General features: G+C 70.9%; 17 protein-coding genes. All 17 read right to left on the bottom strand.

Translation table 11 applies throughout. From position 1 onward, the window contains the following. Positions 1–5: 5 nt before the first annotated feature. Positions 6–890, bottom strand: a complete 885-nt coding sequence (gene purU / locus EEY80_RS09830; protein WP_126976398.1) for a formyltetrahydrofolate deformylase — start codon at positions 888–890, stop codon at positions 6–8. A gap of 135 nt (positions 891–1,025) precedes the next feature. Continuing rightward, positions 1,026–1,583, bottom strand: coding sequence for a sarcosine oxidase subunit gamma (locus EEY80_RS09825; RefSeq protein ID WP_126976397.1), 558 nt, complete (start codon positions 1,581–1,583; stop codon positions 1,026–1,028). Next, a complete protein-coding gene (locus EEY80_RS09820) occupies positions 1,576–4,506 on the bottom strand; it encodes a sarcosine oxidase subunit alpha family protein (RefSeq protein WP_126976396.1) in 2,931 nt (976 codons plus the stop codon). The genes EEY80_RS09825 and EEY80_RS09820 overlap by 8 nt, the downstream gene beginning before the upstream one ends. Continuing rightward, a complete protein-coding gene (locus EEY80_RS09815) occupies positions 4,503–4,790 on the bottom strand; it encodes a sarcosine oxidase subunit delta (RefSeq protein ID WP_126976395.1) in 288 nt (95 codons plus the stop codon). Before EEY80_RS09815 ends, EEY80_RS09820 begins: the two co-directional genes overlap by 4 nt. A gap of 9 nt (positions 4,791–4,799) precedes the next feature. Next, positions 4,800–6,053, bottom strand: a complete 1,254-nt coding sequence (locus tag EEY80_RS09810) for a sarcosine oxidase subunit beta family protein (protein WP_126976394.1) — start codon at positions 6,051–6,053, stop codon at positions 4,800–4,802. A gap of 1 nt (position 6,054) precedes the next feature. Continuing rightward, positions 6,055–7,362, bottom strand: coding sequence for a type III glutamate--ammonia ligase (gene glnT, locus EEY80_RS09805; protein ID WP_126976393.1), 1,308 nt, complete (start codon positions 7,360–7,362; stop codon positions 6,055–6,057). Between the two features lie 61 nt (positions 7,363–7,423). Continuing rightward, on the bottom strand, positions 7,424–8,749 hold the full coding sequence (locus EEY80_RS09800) for an FMN-binding glutamate synthase family protein (protein ID WP_126976392.1): 1,326 nt from the start codon (positions 8,747–8,749) through the stop codon (positions 7,424–7,426). 10 nt (positions 8,750–8,759) lie between these two features. After that, positions 8,760–9,443, bottom strand: coding sequence for a GltB/FmdC/FwdC-like GXGXG domain-containing protein (locus EEY80_RS09795; RefSeq protein WP_126976391.1), 684 nt, complete (start codon positions 9,441–9,443; stop codon positions 8,760–8,762). Between the two features lies 1 nt (position 9,444). Beyond that, a complete protein-coding gene (locus EEY80_RS09790; protein WP_126976390.1) occupies positions 9,445–10,353 on the bottom strand; it encodes a class II glutamine amidotransferase in 909 nt (302 codons plus the stop codon). 132 nt (positions 10,354–10,485) lie between these two features. Further along, positions 10,486–10,749 carry a hypothetical protein gene (locus tag EEY80_RS09785; RefSeq protein WP_126976389.1) on the bottom strand — a complete coding sequence of 88 codons (264 nt, stop codon included), beginning with the start codon at positions 10,747–10,749 and terminating at the stop codon, positions 10,486–10,488. A gap of 32 nt (positions 10,750–10,781) precedes the next feature. Continuing rightward, positions 10,782–12,365: a Hint domain-containing protein gene (locus EEY80_RS09780; RefSeq protein ID WP_126976388.1), complete on the bottom strand. Its 1,584-nt coding sequence runs from the start codon at positions 12,363–12,365 to the stop codon at positions 10,782–10,784. A 56-nt stretch (positions 12,366–12,421) separates the two neighbouring features. After that, positions 12,422–12,631, bottom strand: coding sequence for a hypothetical protein (locus EEY80_RS09775; RefSeq protein ID WP_126976387.1), 210 nt, complete (start codon positions 12,629–12,631; stop codon positions 12,422–12,424). A gap of 91 nt (positions 12,632–12,722) precedes the next feature. Continuing rightward, on the bottom strand, positions 12,723–15,932 hold the full coding sequence (locus EEY80_RS09770) for an Hpt domain-containing protein (RefSeq protein ID WP_126976386.1): 3,210 nt from the start codon (positions 15,930–15,932) through the stop codon (positions 12,723–12,725). Positions 15,933–16,012: 80 nt separating this feature from the next. After that, positions 16,013–16,417, bottom strand: coding sequence for a response regulator (locus EEY80_RS09765; RefSeq protein WP_126976385.1), 405 nt, complete (start codon positions 16,415–16,417; stop codon positions 16,013–16,015). A 68-nt stretch (positions 16,418–16,485) separates the two neighbouring features. Next, the gene (locus EEY80_RS09760; protein ID WP_126976384.1) at positions 16,486–18,291 is read right to left on the bottom strand and encodes a methyl-accepting chemotaxis protein; all 1,806 of its coding nucleotides are present in this window, start codon (positions 18,289–18,291) and stop codon (positions 16,486–16,488) included. 206 nt (positions 18,292–18,497) lie between these two features. Beyond that, on the bottom strand, positions 18,498–19,190 hold the full coding sequence (locus EEY80_RS09755; RefSeq protein ID WP_126976383.1) for a ParA family protein: 693 nt from the start codon (positions 19,188–19,190) through the stop codon (positions 18,498–18,500). Continuing rightward, entirely contained in the window at positions 19,187–19,753 is a 567-nt protein-coding gene (locus EEY80_RS09750; RefSeq protein WP_126976382.1) for a chemotaxis protein CheW, read from the bottom strand. Before EEY80_RS09750 ends, EEY80_RS09755 begins: the two co-directional genes overlap by 4 nt. Between the last annotated feature and the right edge of the window lie 3 nt (positions 19,754–19,756).

Raw genomic sequence — 19,756 nt, 5'->3', positions numbered from 1 at the left:
ATCGCTCAGCCCATCCGCTCGCTGGCATGGCTGCCGGGCGAGGCGGGGAAGACCACGGTCTTGTCGCCGTTCAGGAAGACGCGGCGATGGATATGGGCGTGGATGGCGCGGGACAGCACTGATGCCTCTACGTCCCGGCCGAGGCTGACATAATCCTCGGGCGACTGCGCATGGGTCACCCGCACCGTGTCCTGTTCGATGATCGGCCCCTCGTCCAGATCGGCGGTGACATAGTGGCTGGTGGCGCCGATCAGCTTCACCCCGCGCTCGAAGGCCTGCCGGTAGGGGTTGGCACCCTTGAAGCTGGGCAGGAAGCTGTGGTGGATATTGATGATCCGCCCCGACATCTCGCGGCACATCTCGTCGGACAGGACCTGCATGTAGCGGGCGAGCACGATCAGTTCTGCCCCCGTGTCCCGCACGATGCGCATCTGCGCCGCCTCGGCCTCGGGCTTGTTCTCCTTCGTCACCCGGATGCAGTGGAAGGGGATGTCGTGGTTCACGACGACCTTCTGATAGTCCATGTGGTTCGAGATCACGGCGACGATGTCGATGGGCAGCGCCCCGATCCGCCAGCGATACAGCAGGTCGTTCAGGCAATGGCCGAAGCGGCTGACCATGATCACGACCTTCATCTTCGCCGCCTCGTCATGGAAGGCGTGGACCATCCCGAAGGCGGCGGCGATGGGGGCAAAGCCCCGGTCCAGCGCCGCCAGCGTCGCGCCGTCCTCGGACACGACGCTGACCCGCATGAAGAAGCGGCCGGTGGCGAGGTCGTCGAACTGGGCGCTGTCGGTGATGTTGCAGCCCTGCTCGGCCAGGTAGGTGGCGATGGCCGCGACGATGCCGCGACGGCTGGGGCAGGTGACGGTCAGGCAGAAGCTGTTCATCGGGGTCTCCGTAACGGGTCGGACGGGCGGCGGGTGCCGGGACGGCCGGATCTCAGGCAGCCCTCCCCTCCGGCGGGGGCAGGCCATCGGCGCGGCAGGCGGCGGTCAGGCTGTCGGTCAGCAGGCGGGCGATGGTCATCGGGCCGCCTCGCGCGTCACGATCCGGGCCAGCGCGTGCCACAGCGAGCCCGCCGCCGACCGCATCCCGAGCATCGCCACCCGGTCCCCGGCGCGGCGGATCACGAAGACCGGCAGATGTTCGAACCCCGTCCGCTGTGCGCTGCCCGGGCGCAGGCGCGCGGGGTCGAGGTTCACCAGCCGCGCCAGCAGCCGGTCCATCGCCGCGCCGTCCGCGGCGGCAATCTCGAAACAGGCGAAGGCATCCGTCTGCTCGGTCACCGAACATCCGGGGCAGAGCGGGGCCAGCTCGGCCGCGATGTCGCTGTCGGCGCGGCCGGGCCGCTCGATCATCCATTGTCCCGGCCCGGTCCAGAAGGCCGCGACCTCCGCCCCCGCCTGCCACTGCCCCGGTCCGGGCAGGGCCAGTCCGAAGGGCGCGGGCTCCGCCGCCCCCTGCCGCAGCGCCAGCGAGGCGAGGCCCATGTCCCCGATCTCTCGCAGGGTATGGCCGCCCGCCTGCAGCCGGGCGGGGGTTTCGCCGCCAAGCGCGGTCACCGGTCGCAGGTCAGTCACGCAGGCGTCCTCCCTCGGGGTCGATGAAGGGCAGCGGCACCACGCGCAGCGCCACCTGCTGTCCTTCCAGCGGGTTGGCGGCGGTGACGACCTCGCCCAGCCGGTCGCGGCCGCAGGCGAGGAAGCCCAGACCGATCGCCGATCCCAGATGCGGCGAATGGCAGGCCGAGGTGATCCAGCCCTCGTCCGTCGCGGTGTCCTGCGCGCGGCCGGGGGTGAAGAGATGCGATCCCGCCACCACCGGATCGGCAGGATCGACCGGCTGCAGCCCCACCAGCACCCGATCCTCGGCCAGCAGACCCTCGCGCCGCGACATCACCGCCCCGACCGCGTCCTTCCTGGCCGACACCATCCGCCCCATGCCCAGCATCTGTGCCGTGGTCTGGCCGTTCAGTTCGTTCCCCGCGGCATGGCCCTTCTCGATCCGCAACACGCCGAGCGCCTCGGTCCCGTAGGGCGTGGCCCCCAGATCCGCGCCCGCCTGCAGCAACCGGTCCATCAGCGCCGCGCCATAACGCGCCGGCACCGCGAGTTCATAGGCCAGCTCGCCCGAGAAGGAGATGCGGAACAGCCGCGCGCGCAGCCCGCCGCAGACGGTGAGCGTGGCGCAGGCCATGAAGGGGAAGGCCGCGTTCGACAGGTCGAACCCGTCCACCACCCGCTCCAGCAGCCGGCGCGCTTGGGGGCCCGCCACCGAGATCTGCGCCCAGGCGTCGGTCGTCGAGATGATCTGCACGTCCAGTTCCGGCCACAGGCATTGCCGGGCGAATTCCATGTGGCGGTAGATCGGCCCCGCCTGCGCGGTGGTGGTGGTGACGACGTAGTGATCCCCGGCCAGCCGCGCGCAGGTGCCGTCGTCCCAGAGATGCCCGTCCTCGCGCAGCATCAGCCCATAGCGGACCATCCCCACCTTCAGGCTCGCCATCGGATTGGCATAGAGCCGGTCGAGGAAGGCGCCCGCATCCGCGCCCTGCACGTCGATCTTGCCCAGCGTGGTCACGTCGCACAGGCCCACGCCGGCGCGGGTGGCCAGCACCTCGCGGTCAACGGTCTGGCGCCAGTGCGTCTCGCCCGGCCGGGGGAAGTATTGCGCCCGCATCCAGGCGCCGACCTCGACGAAGACCGCGCCCTGCGCGGCGGCCCAGTGATGGGTGGGCGTCAGGCGGCGGGGGCGGAAGTCCGGCCCCGTATCGCCCCCGCCCAGCACCGAGATCGGCACCGGGGTATAAGGCGGGCGCCACATGGTCGTGCCGGTTTCGGCGATGCCGCGCCCGGTCAGTTCCGCCATCACCGCCAGCGCGGTCACGTTCGAGGTCTTGCCCTGGTCGGTGGCCATGCCGAGCGTGGTCCAGCGCTTCAGATGCTCGACGGAGCGCATGTTTTCCTGATGCGCCAGCCGGATGTCCTTCACCGTCACGTCGTTCTGGAAATCGACCCAGGCCCGGCCCCTGCCGGGCACATGCCAGATGGGCGAGGCTGCGGCGGGCGCATCCTCGGCCCGGGGCAGGTCGGGCAGCGGCGCCGCGATCCCCAGCGAGGCCAGCGCCCCGGCCGCCGCCGCTGCGCCCGAGCGCAGCGCGGCATGGGTGCTGCCCTGCCCCGCCGCCGCACCGGCGACGGTCAGCCCGGGCACCGCGCCATCGGGCGGAAGGAAGCATCCCGTCGCCGCGTCCCAGACCGGGCGGGCGCGATGCTGCGCGGCTAGGTTCAGGTTCGGGTTCCAGCCGCCGGTGACGCCCAGCGTCGCGGCCGCGATCCACTCCGTCCGCTTCGCTGTGGTCACGGCGATGCGGGTCAGGCCCAGCCGGCCCTGCGTATCGGTGACGACGGCGCCCGGGATCAGCCGGTAGGGGCCCTGCGCCCGTGCCCCGTCGCGCGGGTCGATGACCGCCGCCACCTCGACCCCGCGCGCCATCAGGTCCAGCGCGGTGCGGTGGCCGTCATCGGTCCCGGTGAACACCGCCACCGGCCCGGCGGGACAGGCGGCCCAGCGATTGGCATAGGCCCGCAGCGCACCGGCCAGCATGATCCCGGGCCGGTCGTTGTTGCGGAAGGGGATGTGCCGCTCGATGGCGCCGGCGGCCAGCACCGCCCGCCGCGCCGTGATCCGCCACAGGGTCTGGCGCACCCGCCCGCCCGGGTCGGGCAGGTGGTCCGCGACCCTCTCGACCGCGCCGAAGATGCCATGATCGAAGGCGCCCCAGACCGTCGTGCGCCGCAGCACCGTCAGGTTGGGAAGGCTCGCCAGTTCCCGCTCCACCCGGTCGATCCAGTCGGTCGCGGGCAGGTCGTCGAGCGTGTGGCTTTCCGCCAGCAGCCGTCCGCCCAGGCGCATGTCCTCGTCCGCGAGGATCACGCGGGCGCCGGTCCGGGCCGCGGTCAGCGCCGCCGCCAGACCCGCCGCACCGCCGCCGATCACCAGCAGGTCGCAATGCAGGAAGCCCTTGTCATAGGCATCCGGGTCCGGCTGCATCGACAGCCGCCCCAGCCCGGCGGCCCGGCGGATCAGGGGCTCGTAGAGCCGTTCCCAGAAGGCGCGCGGCCACATGAAGGTCTTGTAGTAGAACCCCGCCGCGAAGAGCGGCGACAGCAGGTCGTTGACCGCCATCAGGTCGCGGCCGAGCGAGCCGACATGGTTCTGGCTGGCGGCGGCGAGGCCGTCGCACAGTTCCACCACCGTGGCGCGGGTGTTGGGTTCGGCGCGCGCACCCGTGCCCAGCGTCACCAGCGCATTCGGCTCCTCCGGCCCGGCGGCGAGGACGCCGCGCGGGCGGTGATACTTGAAGCTGCGGCCCATCAGCCGCACGTCGTTCGCCAGCAGCGCCGAGGCGAGCGTGTCGCCCGGATGGCCGGTGAAGGCCCGGCCGTCGAAGCTGAAGCGCAGCGTGCGGCTGCGGTCGATCAGGCCGCCCGGCAGTCTCATGCCGCACCCCGGTTCCGCAGGACGAGGTCGCGGGCCAGTTCGGCGCCGAGGATCTCGTGGGTGACCGTGTCGCGCGTCACCACCAGCCAGGACCGGTCGCCCTGTTCGTGGAACCACAGTTCCCGATGCAGGCCCGCCGGGTTGTCGCGCAGATAGACATGGTCGAAGAAGGAAGCCTCGGCGTCCTCGGCCAGCCCGTCCGGACGGTCGAGCAGCCGCGCATCGCCCAGATAGGTGAACTCCTGCGCGTCGCGCGGGCCGAGCAGGGGATGGGGGATCAGCATCGCATCGCCTCAGTGAAGGTTCGGTTGGGCGCCCACGCCCTTTTCGTCGATCAGCCAGCCGCGCCGGAACCGGTCCAGCCGGTAGGCGGCGGCAGTGGGATGCGGTGTGTCGGTGGCCAGCAGATGCGCGAAGGCATGGCCCGAGGCGGGCGTGGCCTTGAACCCGCCATAGCACCAGCCCGCATTCAGATAGAGGCCTTCGACCGGGGTGCGGTCGATGATCGGCGAGCCGTCCATCGACATGTCCATGATCCCGCCCCAGATGCGCAGCAGCCGCGCCCGCCCGATCATCGGCATCAGCGCCATGCCGCCCTCGGCCACGTCCTCGATCACCGGCAGGTTGCCGCGCTGCGCATAGGAGTTGTAGCCGTCGATATCGCCGCCGAAGACCAGCCCGCCCTTGTCGGACTGGCTGACGTAGAAATGCCCGGCGCCGAAGGTGATGACCCCGTCGATGACGGGCTTCAGCCCTTCGCTGACGAAGGCCTGCAGCGCATGGCTTTCGATCGGCAGCCGCCCCAGGCCCGCCAGCGCCATCACCCGGCTGGTGGACCCGGCGACGGCCACGCCGACCTTGCCCGCGCCGATGAACCCGCGCGAGGTCTCGACCCCGCGGACCCGCCCGCCCTCGATGCGGAACCCCGTCACCTCGCAGTTCTGGATCAGATCGACGCCCGCCAGATCCGCCCCCCGCGCATAGCCCCAGGCGACGCCGTCATGCCGCGCGGTCCCGGCCCGGCGCTGCAGCAGCCCGCCCTTGATGGGAAAGCGCGCGTGGTCGAAGTTCAGCCAGGGATACATCGCCCTGACCCCGTCGCGGTCCAGCAGTTCCGCATCCGCCCCGGCCAGCCGCATCGCGTTGCCGCGCCGGCGATAGGCGTCGCGCTGTCCGTCGGAATGGATCAGGTTCAGGATCCCGCGCTGGCTGACCATCGCGTTGAAGTTGAATTCCTGTTCCAGCCCCTCCCACAGCTTCATCGAGAATTCGTAGAAGGGTTCGTTGCCGGGCAGCAGATAGTTCGACCGGATGATCGTGGTGTTGCGGCCGATATTGCCGGACCCGAGCCAGCTCTTTTCCAGCACCGCGATCCGCGCCTGCCGGAAGGTGGTGGCAAGGTAATAGGCCGTCGCCAGCCCGTGCCCGCCGCCGCCGACGATGACATAGTCGTAGCCCGGCTGCGGGTCGGGGTTGCGCCACAGCGGGCGCCAGCCGCGATGGCCGGTCGCGGCCTCGCGCAGGACGCGGAAGACGGAAAAGCGCATGTCAGATGTCCAGCGTGTTGTCCCGTTCCCATTGGGACAGATGCGAACAGTAGGACGTCCATTCCTGCGTCTTCAGCTTGACATAGGCGGCCGAAAACCCCTCGCCCATCGCCGCGCAGAGGTCCGCATCCGCCTCATAGGCGCGGATCGCGTCCAACAGGTTCAGCGGCAGCTTCGGCGCGTCGGTGACCTTGTGGCCTTCGGCATACATGTCGATGTCGTGGCGCGGCCCCGGATCGGCCTTCGACCTCAGCCCGGACAGGCCGGCGGCGATGATGACGGCCTGCAGCAGATAGGGGTTGGCGGCGCCGTCGGGCAGGCGCAGCTCGAACCGGCCGGGGCCTGGGACGCGCACCATATGGGTGCGGTTGTTGCCGGTCCAGGTTACGGTGTTGGGCGCCCATGTCGCGCCGGATACGGTGCGCGGCGCGTTGATCCGCTTGTAGCTGTTCACGGTCGGGTTGCAGATCGCGGCCAGCGCCGAGGCGTGCTGCATGATCCCGCCGAGGAAGTGGCGCCCCTCGTCGGACAGGCCCAGGTCCTTGCCGTCGTCGGCAAAGGCGTTCCGTCCCGTCGCCGTGTCCCAGACCGAGATATGGGCATGGCAGCCGTTGCCCGTCAGCCCCATGATCGGCTTCGGCATGAAGGTCGCGCGCAGCCCGTGCTTTTCGGCGATGGACCGCACCATGAACTTGAAGAAGCTGTGCTTGTCGGCGGTGGCCAACGCGGTGTCGAATTTCCAGTTCATCTCGAACTGGCCGTTCGCATCCTCGTGGTCGGCCTGATAGGGCTCCCAGCCCAGATCCAGCATGCAGTCGCAGATTTCCGCGATCACGTCATAGCGGCGCATCACCGCCTGCTGGTCGTAGCAGGGCTTGGAAGCGGTGTCGGCGGCGTCCGAGATCGCCTTGCCCTCGGGCGTCAGCAGGAAGAATTCCGGCTCGACCCCGGTCTTCACCTCCAGCCCCATCGCCGCCGCCTCGTCCACCAGCCGCGACAGCACCTGCCGCGGCATCTGGTCCAGCGGCCCGCCGCCCGCCATCACGCAGGTCGCCGGCACCCAGGCCACTTCGGGCTTCCAGGGCAGCTGGATCGCGGCGGGCGCATCGGGCACCGCCAGCATGTCGGGATGGGCGGGCGTCAGGTCCAGCCAGGTGGCGAAGCCGGCGAAGCCCGCGCCATCGGCCTGCATGTCGGCGATGGCGGCGGCGGGCACCATCTTGGCCCGCTGCCCGCCGAACAGGTCGGTGTAGGAGATCATGAAATACTTCACGCCCTTGTCGCGGGCGAATTGCGCCAGATCGGCCATCTTTTTTTATCCTGTCCCTGTTGGAGGGCCGGGCGCAGGGGAGGCCGCGCCCGGCCCCGGATCAGAAGCCGGGCTTGCCCGGGTACCAGTTGGTGCCGGCCAGCGGCACCTGCGCCATCGCCGCCGCCTCCATCGTCAGCGCACACAGATCCTCGGGTTCGAGGTTGTGGACATGGCTCTTGCCGCAGGCCCGGGCGATGGTCTGGCATTCCAGCGTCATCACGTTGAGGTAGTTGCGCAGCCGCCGCCCGCCCGCCACCGGGTCCAGCCGCGCCATCAGCGCGGGGTCCTGCGTAGTGATGCCTGCCGGGTCGCGCCCCTCGTGCCAGTCGTCATAGGCGCCATAGGTGCTGCCCAGCTTGCGGTATTCGTCTTCCCAATGCGGGTCGTTGTCGCCCAGCGCCACCAGCGCCGCCGTCCCGATGGAAACGGCATCGGCGCCCAGCGCCAGCGCCTTGGCCACATCGGCGCCGGTGCGGATGCCGCCCGACACGATCAGCTGCACCTCGCGGTGCAGGCCCAGATCCTGCAGCGCCTGCACCGCCGGACGGATGCAGGCCAGCGTCGGCTGGCCGACATTCTCGATGAACACGTCCTGGGTCGCGGCGGTGCCGCCCTGCATCCCGTCCAGCACCACGACATCCGCCCCGGCCTTCACCGCCAGCGCCGTGTCGAAATAGGGCCGCGCGCCGCCGACCTTGATGTAGATGGGTTTTTCCCAGCCGGTGATCTCGCGCAGTTCGAGGATCTTGATTTCCAGATCGTCCGGCCCGGTCCAGTCGGGATGGCGGCAGGCGGACCGCTGGTCGATGCCCACCGGCAGGTCGCGCATCCCGGCGACGCGTTCGGTGATCTTCTGGCCCAGCAGCATCCCGCCGCCGCCCGGCTTCGCCCCCTGCCCCACCACGATCTCGATCGCGTCGCAGCGGCGCAGGTCGTCGGGGTTCATGCCATAGCGGCTGGGCAGGTACTGGTAGACCAGCTTTTCGGAATGGCCGCGCTCTTCCTCGGTCATGCCGCCGTCGCCGGTGGTGGTAGAGGTTCCGGCCAGCGTCGCGCCCCGGCCCAGCGCCTCTTTCGCATGGGCCGACAGCGCGCCGAAGGACATGCCGGCGATGGTGATCGGGATCTTCAGCTCGATTGGCTTCTTGGCGAAGCGCGTGCCCAGCACCACCGAGGTGTCGCAGCGTTCGCGATAGCCCTCCAGCGGATAGCGGCTCATCGAGGCGCCGAGGAACAGCAGGTCGTCGAAATGCGGCACCCGCCGCTTCGCCCCGCCGCCGCGGATGTCATAGATGCCGGTCGCCGCCGCGCGCCGGATTTCGGCATTCACCTCGCGCGAGAAGGTCCAGGACTGGCGCGGGTCCGTCATCGGGGTTCTGTCCATGGCGGGCTCCTCAATAGGCGTCGGCGTGGTCGATGTGGAAGTTGTAGAGCCTGCGGGCCGAGCCATAGCGGCGGAACTCTTCGGGGCGGGCATCGGCGCCGGCGCGGGCCAGCAGGTCGCGCAGCAGGTCCAGATGCTCGGGGCGCATCTCCTTTTCCTCGCAATCCGCGCCGAGGCTCGCCACCCTTCCGCGCACGAACAGCTGCGCCTCGTAGATACTGTCGCCCAGCGCGTCGCCCGCATCGCCCAGCACCACCAGATTGCCGCGCTGCGCCATGAAGGCCGCCATATGGCCGATGCTGCCATGCACCACGATGTCGATGCCTTTCATCGAGATGCCGCAGCGCGAGGACGCATTGCCCTTGATCACCAGCAGCCCGCCGCGCCCGGTGGCGCCGGCATACTGGCTGGCATCGCCCTCGATGGTGACGGTGCCGGACATCATGTTCTCGGCCACGCCCGGCCCGGCCGATCCGGTGACGCGGATGCTGGCGGCCTTGTTCATGCCGGCGCAGTAATAGCCGGTCGAACCCTTCACCGTCACGTCCAGCGGTCCGTCCAGCCCCACCGCCAGCGCATGGGCGCCGCGGGGATTCTCGATGGTGTAGGCGGCATTGCCGCGTTCGCGCGCCGCCGCCTGCAGGGTGGCGTTCAGGTCGCGCAGCCCGGTCGTGGCAAGGTCGATCACTTCCATCTCAGCGCTCCCAGAAATAGACGGTGGCGGGCTCCGGCTCCCACACCCGGGCGGCGTCGATGCCCGGCAGGTCGGCGAAGGCGCGGTATTCGCTGGCGAAAGCCACATAATCGTCGGTCTCGGCCATCACCGCGGGCTTGCAGGCGATGGGGTCGCGCACCACGCCGAACCCGTTGCGGGTGCCGACGACGAAGGTGAAGAAGCCGTCGAGGTCGCTCAGCGTGCCTTCCAGCGCCTCGCCCAGATTGGCGCCCTCGGCCAGCCGGGACGAGATGTAGCAGGCCGCCACCTCGGTATCGTTCTGGGTCTTCGGGGCGAAGCCCTTCTGCGCCAGCCGCCGCCGCACCTGATTGTGGTTCGACAGCGAGCCGTTATGCACCAGGCACTGGTCCTCGCCGGTGGAGAAGGGATGCGCGCCCAGCGTCGTCACCGCGCTTTCGGTGGCCATGCGGGTATGGCCGATGCCATGGCTGCCCGACATGCCGCGCAGGCCGAAGCGGCGGGCCACGTCGCGCGGCAGGCCCACCTCCTTGAAGATTTCCATCCGCTCGCCCGCGCCCATGATCCGCAGCCCGTGGCGATCCAGGAAGGCCTCGGCCGCGGCACGGGCGCCAGCGGGCAGCTCGATCACGGCATGGGTGTCGAGAATGCGGACATCGACCGGCGCGCCCGTCGCCTCGGCCAGCTTCCCGGCCAGCCCGGCAAAGGCCGTATCGGGCGTGTCCGACTGCACGGTCAGCTTCAGCCGCGCCGCAGTCGTCGTCGCGTCAGCCCCCGGCGTGCCGTAAATGGCGATCCCGGCGCTGTCGGGGCCCCGGTCCGTCATGGTGATGAGCATGTCGGTCAGCATCGCCCCCAGCCGGGGGTTCAGCGACTCGTTCTTCAGGAACAGGCCCACAATCCCGCACATCGTCGTCTCCGTTTCCGGCGCCCTGATGCGCCGCAGAGACTGGATAGCAGGAAGCTGTCTTGCCCCTCAAGACATTTCTTTTCGTATTAGGAAAGTCTTCGCGGAGGAGCCGGGGAGGTTGGGGGGCCCGGATCAGCCCGGGATGCAGCACAGCACCGTCAGCACGCCGATCGCCGCGACCGCGGCCCAATCCAGCCACCAGCCGGCCGGCAGCGACGCGCGGCCTGCACCGGCCGCGTCCCCCGTCGGGGTCGGCGCCGCACATTGCCGCCAGACCGCCTCGAGACGCTGGAATTCGGCTTGCAGCGGGTCATGGCACGGCCGGCGGAAGCCGATCACGTTCTGCGGTGCGGCGGTTCCGGCTCCGGGCCGGCACAAGACGGGTTGGGCCTGCATCTGTCTCTCTTTTCGAATGTCCGGGGCCGCGCTCATGCCTGCAGCGCCTGCAGGGCGTGGCCGTTGGCGGCTGCACGCTCGGCCAGCTTGCGCGCCCGGGTGCCGCGCGCCTCGAACCGTGCCAGGGGGCGTTCCATCGCCCGTCCCAGCTCCGGCAGGATCGACAGCAGTTCCTCGCGCGTCCCGACCTCCAGCGAGGCGAGCGCCTGCGGCCCCGGGTGCAGGCTTTCCGTCAGCGCGCCGTTCGAGCGGACCAGTTCATGGCGGTCGAACATCAGGTGCCAGTATTCCAGCGCCTTTCCCGGCAGAACCTCGGTCACGCCGGGCAGGCCCAGCAGGTCCTTGGCCGGGACCAGAACCTCCGGCCGGTCGAACATGCGCAGCGCGATGCGCGACTGCACCAGCACGCGATGTTGCCGCGACAGCACCAGCGCCTGCTCCGGCAGCCCGTTGCCGAGCGCCCCGGCCTCGATCCGGATCGGGCGCAGCCGGGCCTGTGCCAGCAGTTCGACATGCGCGAGGCAGCGGTGCCCGATCCAGCGCAGCCGTTGCGGACCGCCGTCCTGGGTCATGACCATGTCGCCGGGACGCAGGAATTCGACCGCGATGCGACCGATCGCCGTCTCGATCAGGGTGCCGGTGGTGAAGCAGATGACCCCGGTGGTGGCGGTGGTCAGCAGGTCGGGCGCCACGGGCGCGCCGCCATCGGCCAAGACCACGCCCCCCGCCGCGTCCAGCACGCCATCCGCCTGATCCGCCTTCAGCCAGGCCAGCGGGTGCGTGTAGGTCCGGTCCGGATGCGCGGCGTTCCAGTCGGCCAGGCGCGCCTCGTTGTACCAGGAGCCGAGGCCCACGAAATCGTCGGCCGCGAAGTCGGTGACCGTCTCGCCCTCACCGTGGACGATGAAGACATCCGCCCCCTCGCCTCCGGTCAGCCGGTCGGCGCCCTGCGTGCCGTCCAGCCGGTCGTTGCCGGCACCGCCCAGCAGCGTGTCGTTGCCGGCGCCGCCGGTCAGCGTGTCATCCCCGGCGCCGCCGTCCAGCAGGTCGGCCCCCGCCCCGCCATCGACCAGATCGTTGCCCGCATCGGCGTGCACCGTGTCGGCCCCGCCATTGGCGAAGATCGTGTCAGTGCCGGCGGTGATCCTGTCGCCCTGCAGGTCGGTATAGCCGAGGCCCATGACCTGCCCCTGATCCAGCCCGTCCACCTGGCCGTTGGAGGCGGCGGGCAGGTTCAGCGGCGCATCGGGGTCGATGTCGAAGGTGACCGAGAGGCCGGACAGCAGCGGCAGGCCCGAGGGCGCGTAGAGGTAGATATGCCCGCCCGCGGAAAAGGCGCTGACCGGCCGCGCGTCAAGCTCGATCCCGATGAGAGAGAGGGTCGCCACCGTCCCGCTGCCGATATAGTCCAACGGCTGGGCCGCGCCGCCGCCGATCGACAGGCTGGCGACACCGTCATCGGCCTGGCTCAGCTGGCCGTCCGTGGCGGTGACCGTCCCCTGCAGCGGCCCGGTCATGCCGTTGATGACGCTCATGCCGACCAGGTCGCCCGAGGTCAGCGACAGCAGGCTGCCGTGGTAGAGGTAGAGCGAATTCAGCGGGGCGGTCACGGACATGGGATCATCCCTCGGGTTCGGGGCGGCAGAGCGATCGGGCGGCGATCGGGCGGCGATCAGCCGGCGAGCGGGGCGAAGGGGCGGGGCTGGCGGCGGACCTGCCGCGCCGGGCGGAACAGGCCGATGGGGCCGGCGGCCAAGGCGCGGTCGGTGCGGTCCGGCCGGCCGCCGGCCAGCCGGTCGAAGGCATCGGGCGATGCCGGCGCCGACGCGGCAGAGCGGTGCGGGTCGGCCAGAAGCTGCAGCAGGTCGATGGCGTAGGGCATGGTTCCTCCGATCCGTGCGGAGCCTGTCCGACGGTCAGTTGAGATCTGGGGGACGTGTTGAAACCGTCATGCGCCGCCGGGCGCCCGCCGGTCAACGCAGGCCCGTCGGCTCCATCCGCCAGTCGGGGACCGGGCCAGCCGAAGCTCTGGGGCATCCCATACCTTCGGCTGGTCCTTCCCGGCCCGGACGTCCGGTGTCCGGCCCGTCGGCGCCGCACAGCACGGCGCTGGACAGCACCATGCCGACCTCGCCCCCCGCCAGCAGCGCCACCCCGGTCAACCCGCGCAGCCGTGCCATCAGCCCCCGCAGCGGACGCAGCAACACCAGCTGCTGGCCGACGACCTCGTCCACCGGCACCGCGACCGAGCGGCCAAAATGCGCCAGCGTGACGATGACCCGCCCCGCCGCCTCGGGCCTGCCGTCGCGCCAGGGCGGCGCGATCCGGTGCAGGGGCAGGATCGCGCCCGAGGCGAGGCGCAGGATCTCGTCCCCGCCGCCGGCCGACAGCCGGCGGATCGCGCCCTCTTCGGGCTGCAGGATGCCGCTGATCGATTCGACCGGCAGCACGTAGCGGACCCCGCCGACGCCCACGACCATGCCCTGCATCACCACGAGGCTGATCGGCAGCGTCAGGTGCAGCCGCGTCCCGCCGCCGGGTAGGTCCACCTGCCGCAGGTCGCCGCCCGTGCGTTCCACCTCGCGCATCGCGGCATCGACCGCTGCGGCTGCGGTTCCCGCGCCGCCGCCGCTGTCATCGAGCGTCACCGCCAGCCGGTCTTCGCCGCGACGGGCGGACAGGTGCATCCGCCGCGCCGGGCTGCGCGGCGGCGTTCCCGCTGTCAGCGCCAGCACCAGGGGCCGCAGCACCCGCTTCAACGTCTCGAGCTGCGCCACGTCGACCGACAGTTCGCCGCCGCTGACGGTCAGGCGCACATCCGCACCCCGGTTGCGCGCCTCGGCCGACACCAGCGCCCCCAGCGGCCGCAGCACCACGTCCAGCGGCCGGGCGCGCCGGTCCGCCGCCATCTGCTGCAGCTCGCCCATCTGCCCCAGGATCTGGGTTTCGGGCAGCAGCAGCGCGCGCAGGCGCCGACCCAGATCCTCGGCATAGCGGCGCAGGCCCGCCGCCGCGGCGGCGGAGTCGCGCTGGCTGGCGCGCAGGAATTCGTCGATGCGGGCGGAAGGGTCCTCTTCGACAAGATCGCCGATCATGCCGTGCACCATCGCCTGTCCGGCGGCGATCTCGCCGATCCGCTCCAGCATCTCGATCGGGATGTCGCCGGCCAGCGCCACCGACTGCGCCGGATCGGCCGGACCGTCGCCCGCACCGCCGCCCGGATCTGCCTCCCCCCCGGCCGCCGGTGCGCCATCCTCCGGGCCGGCCGCGACCTCCAGCCGCCGCATCAGCGTCAGCCTGCCGCCGCCGGGGTCCATCAGCGCCAGCGCCTCGGCCAGGTCGGCCTCGGACAGCGCGGACGCGATCAGGAAGTCGAACAGCGTGTCCCGGCCGCGAAACACCGTCACGTTGGTGATGGCCCGGATCGCGCCGGCGCCGATGAAGCCGAACAGCCGCTCTGCAATCTGTTCGTCGTCGTTGACGTCGGCGCGGAGAATCCAGAAGCCCAGCCCCTCGGCCAGCGCCTGCGAGGCCGCGGCGACGCTGTCGGGGGACAGCACCCGGTGGAATTCGGGGGGCAGGCCCAGCCGCCGTTCCACCGCCGTCGCGGTCAGCAGGCCGCTGGCGGTGAAGCTGATCTCGCTCGCCTCGGCAAACAGCTGTTCCAGCCGCGTGGTGTCGGGCACCTCGCCCTCGCGCAGCGCGTCGAAGACCAGTTCCAGCGTGGTGACGAAGCCCTGCGCGATGCGCAGCAGGATGGCGTCGGCCGGGCGGCCGCTGGTCTGGCCGCGCTCGAACAGGTCCAGCAGCGACATCGCGAGCTGCGCCGCGGTGTCGAGCCCGTAGAAGCGGCAGGCGTGGTGGATCAGCCGCGTCAGCCGCGACAACGCGCGGGTGGCCGCATCGCCGCTTTCGGCCCGCTTCAGCCGGTCGAGCGTCGCGCCCATCTCGTCCAGCGTGTCGAAGACATGGTCCGCGCACCAGCCGGCAAGGATGGAGGCCGGACCCTGCGCCGAGGCGGCGCCCCGTTCGATCACCTCGACCGAGGCGAGTTCCTCGTAAAGCTGCAGTTCCGCGCGGCGCAGGGTCGCGGGCGTGCCGGCGGCAAGGATCAGGTCGCAGGTGTCGGCGATGCGCGGATAGCCGCGCGCGGCGGCCTCCGCCACCACCAGCGCCACGGCCTCGGCCAGCCGCTCGGGATCGGGACGTTCTGCCACCGACAGGTCGATGGCGTGGCGGGCGATTGCGGACAGCGGACCTTCGATCCGCGTCAGGAAATCGTCCGGCGCCGGCCCGCCTCCGGAACCGGGACGGCCGTCCGCGGCAAGGGCGGGGGCATCCGCCTCTGCCACGGCCGGGGCCGTCGGCGGCGGCGCGGCGTCGCCCCGGTCCAGCAGCGCGCGCATCGCCGCCGTCAGGGCGGCCAGGGCATCGGGCGACAGCGGCGAGGGAAGGGGGTCCAGCAGGGACAGCCACTCGGCAAGGCCCAGCTGGCGCGCGGCATGGGCCAGATCGGCCAGCGCGCGGCGGGAGGCCGCGTCATCGGCCGCCGCGCATGTGGCAAGCGCGGCTTCGGCCATGTCGTGAAAGATCGCCAGATAGGCCATGTCCACCGCCACCGGCGTGACGGCCTGGGACGGCGCGTCGGACACGGAAGCCGCCGCGTCAGGTGCCGCGGACTCCCCTCCCTCGGCATCCGGGGCGCGGGATCGATCCGGCGCGTCCGGGCCGGCGTCGCCTGCCCCGGCCTCGTCCACCGCGCCGCTGCGCGTCGTCTCCACCTTCTGCCGCAGCCGCGCCAGCAGATCGGCGCACAGCGCGGGATCGGCGTCCTGCCGGCTGGCGGCGCTGATCTCCAGCATCTGGCGCAGGGCGTCGCCGGTCTCGACCAGCAGCCGGTGCATCGCGCGGTCGAAGGGCTTGCCCTCGTCGCGCACCAGTCCGATCAGATCCTCGGCCAGATGCGCGCAGCTTTCGATCACGCCCAGACCGAGGACGCGGGCATTGCCCTTGAAGGTATGGATCGCCCGGAACAGCCCCGCGATCGTCGCGGCATCCGGGGCACCATCGTCTGAGGCGCCATCGTCGGGATCCAGCGCCAGCAGCGCCGTTTCCATCGCATCGAGCGCCTGCGCCCCGTCATCGGCATACAGCGACCAGATCTCGTCCATCTCGTCAGACATCGTCCACCCTTTCGTCCCGTCCCGCGCTTCCTCGTCCGGGCGCGGCCCCCGTCGCGCCCCCGGATCGGCCGGGGCCGCGGTCAGGCCGCCATCAGCACCCGCATGGTCCGGGCCAGTTCGTCGCCGATCTTTTCCTCGAGATCGTGAGAGACAGTGCCCGACGGTTTGGCCACCACCCCGTCGGCGCCCAGTTCGCGCGCCTTGGCGGCATGGGGCGAACCCGACACCACCACCGAGGACAGCATGCAGATCTTCGCCCGCGTCTTCAGCTTGGCGTGGCGCAGGAATTCGAGCCCGTCCATCACCGGCATCTCGATGTCGAGCAGGATGAGGTCGACCTCGGCGCCCTCGGCCAGCCGGTGCAGCGCCTCTTCGCCGTTCGAGGCCTGCGCCACGACCTTGAAGTCGGGCATCCCCTTGATGAAGCTGTTGATATAAAGCCGCATCATCGCGGCATCATCGACGATCATGACTCGATGTGGCATGGGTTCGCTCCGTCTGCATAAGCTTGTGGCGACGGCGGGGCGGCATCGCGCGCCCGCCGCCAGAAGTGTCAGAAATTGCCGAAGCCGCGTTCGTCATGGTCGGCGGACTTGCCGTTGACATGCGGCCGCCGGGCTGCCGGCTGTCCCGCAGGCAGGGGCGCCGGCGCGGTGGCCGCCGCGCCGCCCGCCCCCGCCAGCATCAGCCGCAGCTGCGCGAGCAGCTCGGGGCTCAGCTGGTCGAGCGTGGTGATGGCGGATTTCGGCGGTTCGATCCGGCGCAGGGTGAAGCGGTCGAAATCCCGCCGCATCGAATCCGTCGCGGTCGCCATCTCGGTCGTGCTGGCGGCCAGTTCCTCGGCCTGCTGGCTGGTGGCGAGCGCGGATTTCGCGATCTCGGCGATGGCCACGTTGATCTGGGTGACGCCGCGCGACTGTTCCTCGCTCGCCACGGCGATGTCGCCCACGAGCCTTTGCACCTCGGTGATGTCCTCGGCGATCCGGCTGAACGCGGCGCGGGTCTCGTCGGCGATGCGCACGCCGGCCTGCACGCGGGTCGAGGCGCCCTCGATCAGGTCCGAGGTTTCGCGCGCGGCCTTTGCCGAGCGTCCGGCAAGGTTGCGGACCTCCTGCGCCACCACGGCGAAGCCGCGGCCATGCTGGCCCGCGCGCGCCGCCTCGACCGCGGCGTTGAGCGCGAGGAGGTTGGTCTGGAAGGCGATCTCGTCGATGACCTTGATGATCTTGGCGATGTCGAGCGACGAGGCCCGGATCCCCTCCATCGCCTGCACCATCTCGAAGATCTTGTTGGTGCCGTCCTGCGCGACCGCGGCCGATCCGGCGACCAGCCGTGCCGCGGCCTCGGCCGCGGTGGCGTTGGATTTCACCTGGATGTTGGTCTGTTCGGCCGAGGCCGAGACCTCGTCGACCGAGGAGGACTGGATCTGCGAATTGGTGGCGAGCGTCTGGCTCGACTGCGCCATCTGCTCGACGGTGCCGGACACCTGCCGGACCTGCTGCGAGGCGTTCGAGATGGTCTCGTTCAGCTTGATGAACGCGTCTTCCATCATCTCGGCGATCCGGCGGTAGTCGCCGACGAAGGCCTTCACCTGCACCTGCGCCGACAGGTCGCCCGTCGCCACCGCCCGGCAGAATTTCTCGATCTCGAGCGTCACCGCCTTGAAGGCGGCGCGGATGTTCTCGATCGCCTCGTTGATGAAGCCGCGCTCGCCCGAGAACTCCTCGATCTCGGCGTCGAAGCGGCCCTGGGCGAATGCGCTGACGCAGGCGAGGATCTTCCGCTTGGTGTCCAGATGGCCGCTCACCATCCGGTTGGCACCGGCGACGACGCGGGAGAAATCCTCGTCGAACCCCTCGAGCGACATGAAATGACTGATGATGCCGGCGTCATGGGCCTCGACCATCGCCTTGATCTCGGAAAACAGCAGGTCGAACTGGCGCCGGCTGTGCAGCGACTGCGTCACGTCGCGCAGTTCCACGAGGATGGCCACCATCTCGCCTTCGACATGGGACATCGGCGTCGCCTTGAAGTCGATCGTCCGGCCGCCGACGGTGAACCTGCCGTCATGCGGGCGCGACAGCCCGTCGAGGATCCGGCGCTGGTGGGCCGGATCCTTGTGGAACAGGTCGACGCTCCGGCCCACGACCTGCCGCGCGGTGAAATGCGGCAGCTCGCTGCGGATCGCATCCTCGACCGCCTCGAACATCTGGTAGGCGGCCTCGTTGGCATAGCGGATGACATAGTCGGCATCGGCGATCATCAGCGGGGTCGACACGCTTTCGAGAGCCTGCAGCATCGGAACGCGGTCCCAGGCGGCCTTGACGGCGGCGTTGGCGGCAGTGGTGGGGGTCGTCACGGCGGTTGTCCTTTCTGATCTGGTGGCGGGGGTCCGGTCGTCTGCCGGGGCGGCCTTGCTCGGGGTTGGGTCATGGGGGGCGGGCGGCGTCGCCCGCGCGGTGGCGGGCTCGGCCGGGGTTCCGTCCGGCGGCGCGAGCGGGTCCTGCGTCAGCCGCACCCGCCGGCGCGGGGCCGTCCGGGCCGGGGGTGGCGTCGGGGTGCCGGTCATGCCGCCCTCCGTCCGCCGGGGGCCGCGTGCCCCGCGGGCATTGCGGCCAGCATCGCGGCCAGGGCGCGGAAGTCCCCGGCCCCGGCGCTGGCGGGCGCATGGCCGAAGATCGTCCGTCCCCGGCCCGCGGCCTCGGCCAGCTTGACCGAGCTGCGGATCGCGACGGGCAGAAGCCGGCTGCCGAACCGCTCGGCCAGCAGGCCCTGCACCTCGCGGTGCAGGGCGAGCCGCGGGTTGTGGCGGCACAGAAGGATGCGCAGCCGGTCCTGTCCGATCCCGGCCGGCGTCAGCCGCTCCAGCAACCGGCCCAGCCCCGACAGGCCCAGGAAATCCGGTTCCAGCGGGCAGATCACCAGATCGGCGCGCGCGGCGAGGTCGGCGATGCCCCCGGACCAGCCCGGGGCGCTGTCCGCGACCACCCAGGCGTCGGCGCCGAACGGGTCCCCGGCATCCCCGAGGTCCGTCCCGGCGACCAGCGACAGGCCGGGCTCGCCCGCGACGGCGAAGCGCCGGCCGGCGGGGGCCTGCGCCGCCTCGGGGGCAAGGCTGGCGGCGAGGTGCATCTGCGGGTCGAGATCGGCCAGCAGCAGCGTGGCGGCATGGCCGCCGCGCAACAGCGCCGCGCCCAGATTGGCCGCCACCGTGGTCTTTCCGACCCCGCCCTTCTGGTTGTGGATCAGGATCTTCATGCGCCCGCCTCCGCCCCCGGCATGGCCACAGGGGCCGGCACGGGTTCGGGCGGCAACATCTCGGCGGCCGGTATCCCGATCTCGGCATCCGACACCAGCACGGCGGGATCCAGCAGCACCGCCACCCGCTCGCCCACCCGGCCGACGCCCGCGATCACCGGCCGCTGCGTCACGCGGCCGAACTGCCCCGCGCGGTCGATCTGCGACGGCGGGATTTCCAGCACCTCGCGCACGCCGTCGACGATCAGGCCCACCGGCGCGTCGTCGAGCTCCATCACGATGATCACCGTGCGGTCGTCATAGGCGCGTTCCGGCATGCCGAAGCGCAGCCGCACGTCCATCAGCGGGATCACCTTGCCCCGCAGGTTGATGACCCCCCGGACATAGCGCGGCATGTCGGGGATCGGCATGATGCGCTGCATGCCGACGATCTCGGTCACCAGCGCGATGCCGACGCCGTATTCCTCGTCCGACAGGACGAAGGTCAGATACATGTCCGAGATGGTCTCCGCTTCGCCCTCGGGCGCGGAAAGCAGGTCGGTGGAAACGTCTTGCTGGGTCATTCC

Source organism: Frigidibacter oleivorans, from assembly GCF_003993775.1.
In the GTDB taxonomy this organism is placed as follows: Bacteria; Pseudomonadota; Alphaproteobacteria; order Rhodobacterales; family Rhodobacteraceae; genus Frigidibacter; species Frigidibacter oleivorans.
The sequence above is the reverse complement of the archived record's forward strand: the minus strand, read 5'-3'. Positions and strand labels throughout refer to the sequence as shown.

Coding starts and splice junctions, on each gene's coding strand:
- purU (WP_126976398.1), bottom strand. CDS start 890: ATGAACAGCTTCTGCCTGACCGTCACCTGCCCCAGCCGTCGCGGCATC.
- EEY80_RS09820 (WP_126976396.1), bottom strand. CDS start 4,506: ATGAGACTGCCGGGCGGCCTGATCGACCGCAGCCGCACGCTGCGCTTC.
- EEY80_RS09815 (WP_126976395.1), bottom strand. CDS start 4,790: ATGCTGATCCCCCATCCCCTGCTCGGCCCGCGCGACGCGCAGGAGTTC.
- EEY80_RS09810 (WP_126976394.1), bottom strand. CDS start 6,053: ATGCGCTTTTCCGTCTTCCGCGTCCTGCGCGAGGCCGCGACCGGCCAT.
- glnT (WP_126976393.1), bottom strand. CDS start 7,362: ATGGCCGATCTGGCGCAATTCGCCCGCGACAAGGGCGTGAAGTATTTC.
- EEY80_RS09800 (WP_126976392.1), bottom strand. CDS start 8,749: ATGGACAGAACCCCGATGACGGACCCGCGCCAGTCCTGGACCTTCTCG.
- EEY80_RS09795 (WP_126976391.1), bottom strand. CDS start 9,443: ATGGAAGTGATCGACCTTGCCACGACCGGGCTGCGCGACCTGAACGCC.
- EEY80_RS09790 (WP_126976390.1), bottom strand. CDS start 10,353: ATGTGCGGGATTGTGGGCCTGTTCCTGAAGAACGAGTCGCTGAACCCC.
- EEY80_RS09785 (WP_126976389.1), bottom strand. CDS start 10,749: ATGCAGGCCCAACCCGTCTTGTGCCGGCCCGGAGCCGGAACCGCCGCA.
- EEY80_RS09780 (WP_126976388.1), bottom strand. CDS start 12,365: ATGTCCGTGACCGCCCCGCTGAATTCGCTCTACCTCTACCACGGCAGC.
- EEY80_RS09775 (WP_126976387.1), bottom strand. CDS start 12,631: ATGCCCTACGCCATCGACCTGCTGCAGCTTCTGGCCGACCCGCACCGC.
- EEY80_RS09770 (WP_126976386.1), bottom strand. CDS start 15,932: ATGTCTGACGAGATGGACGAGATCTGGTCGCTGTATGCCGATGACGGG.
- EEY80_RS09765 (WP_126976385.1), bottom strand. CDS start 16,417: ATGCCACATCGAGTCATGATCGTCGATGATGCCGCGATGATGCGGCTT.
- EEY80_RS09755 (WP_126976383.1), bottom strand. CDS start 19,190: ATGAAGATCCTGATCCACAACCAGAAGGGCGGGGTCGGAAAGACCACG.
- EEY80_RS09750 (WP_126976382.1), bottom strand. CDS start 19,753: ATGACCCAGCAAGACGTTTCCACCGACCTGCTTTCCGCGCCCGAGGGC.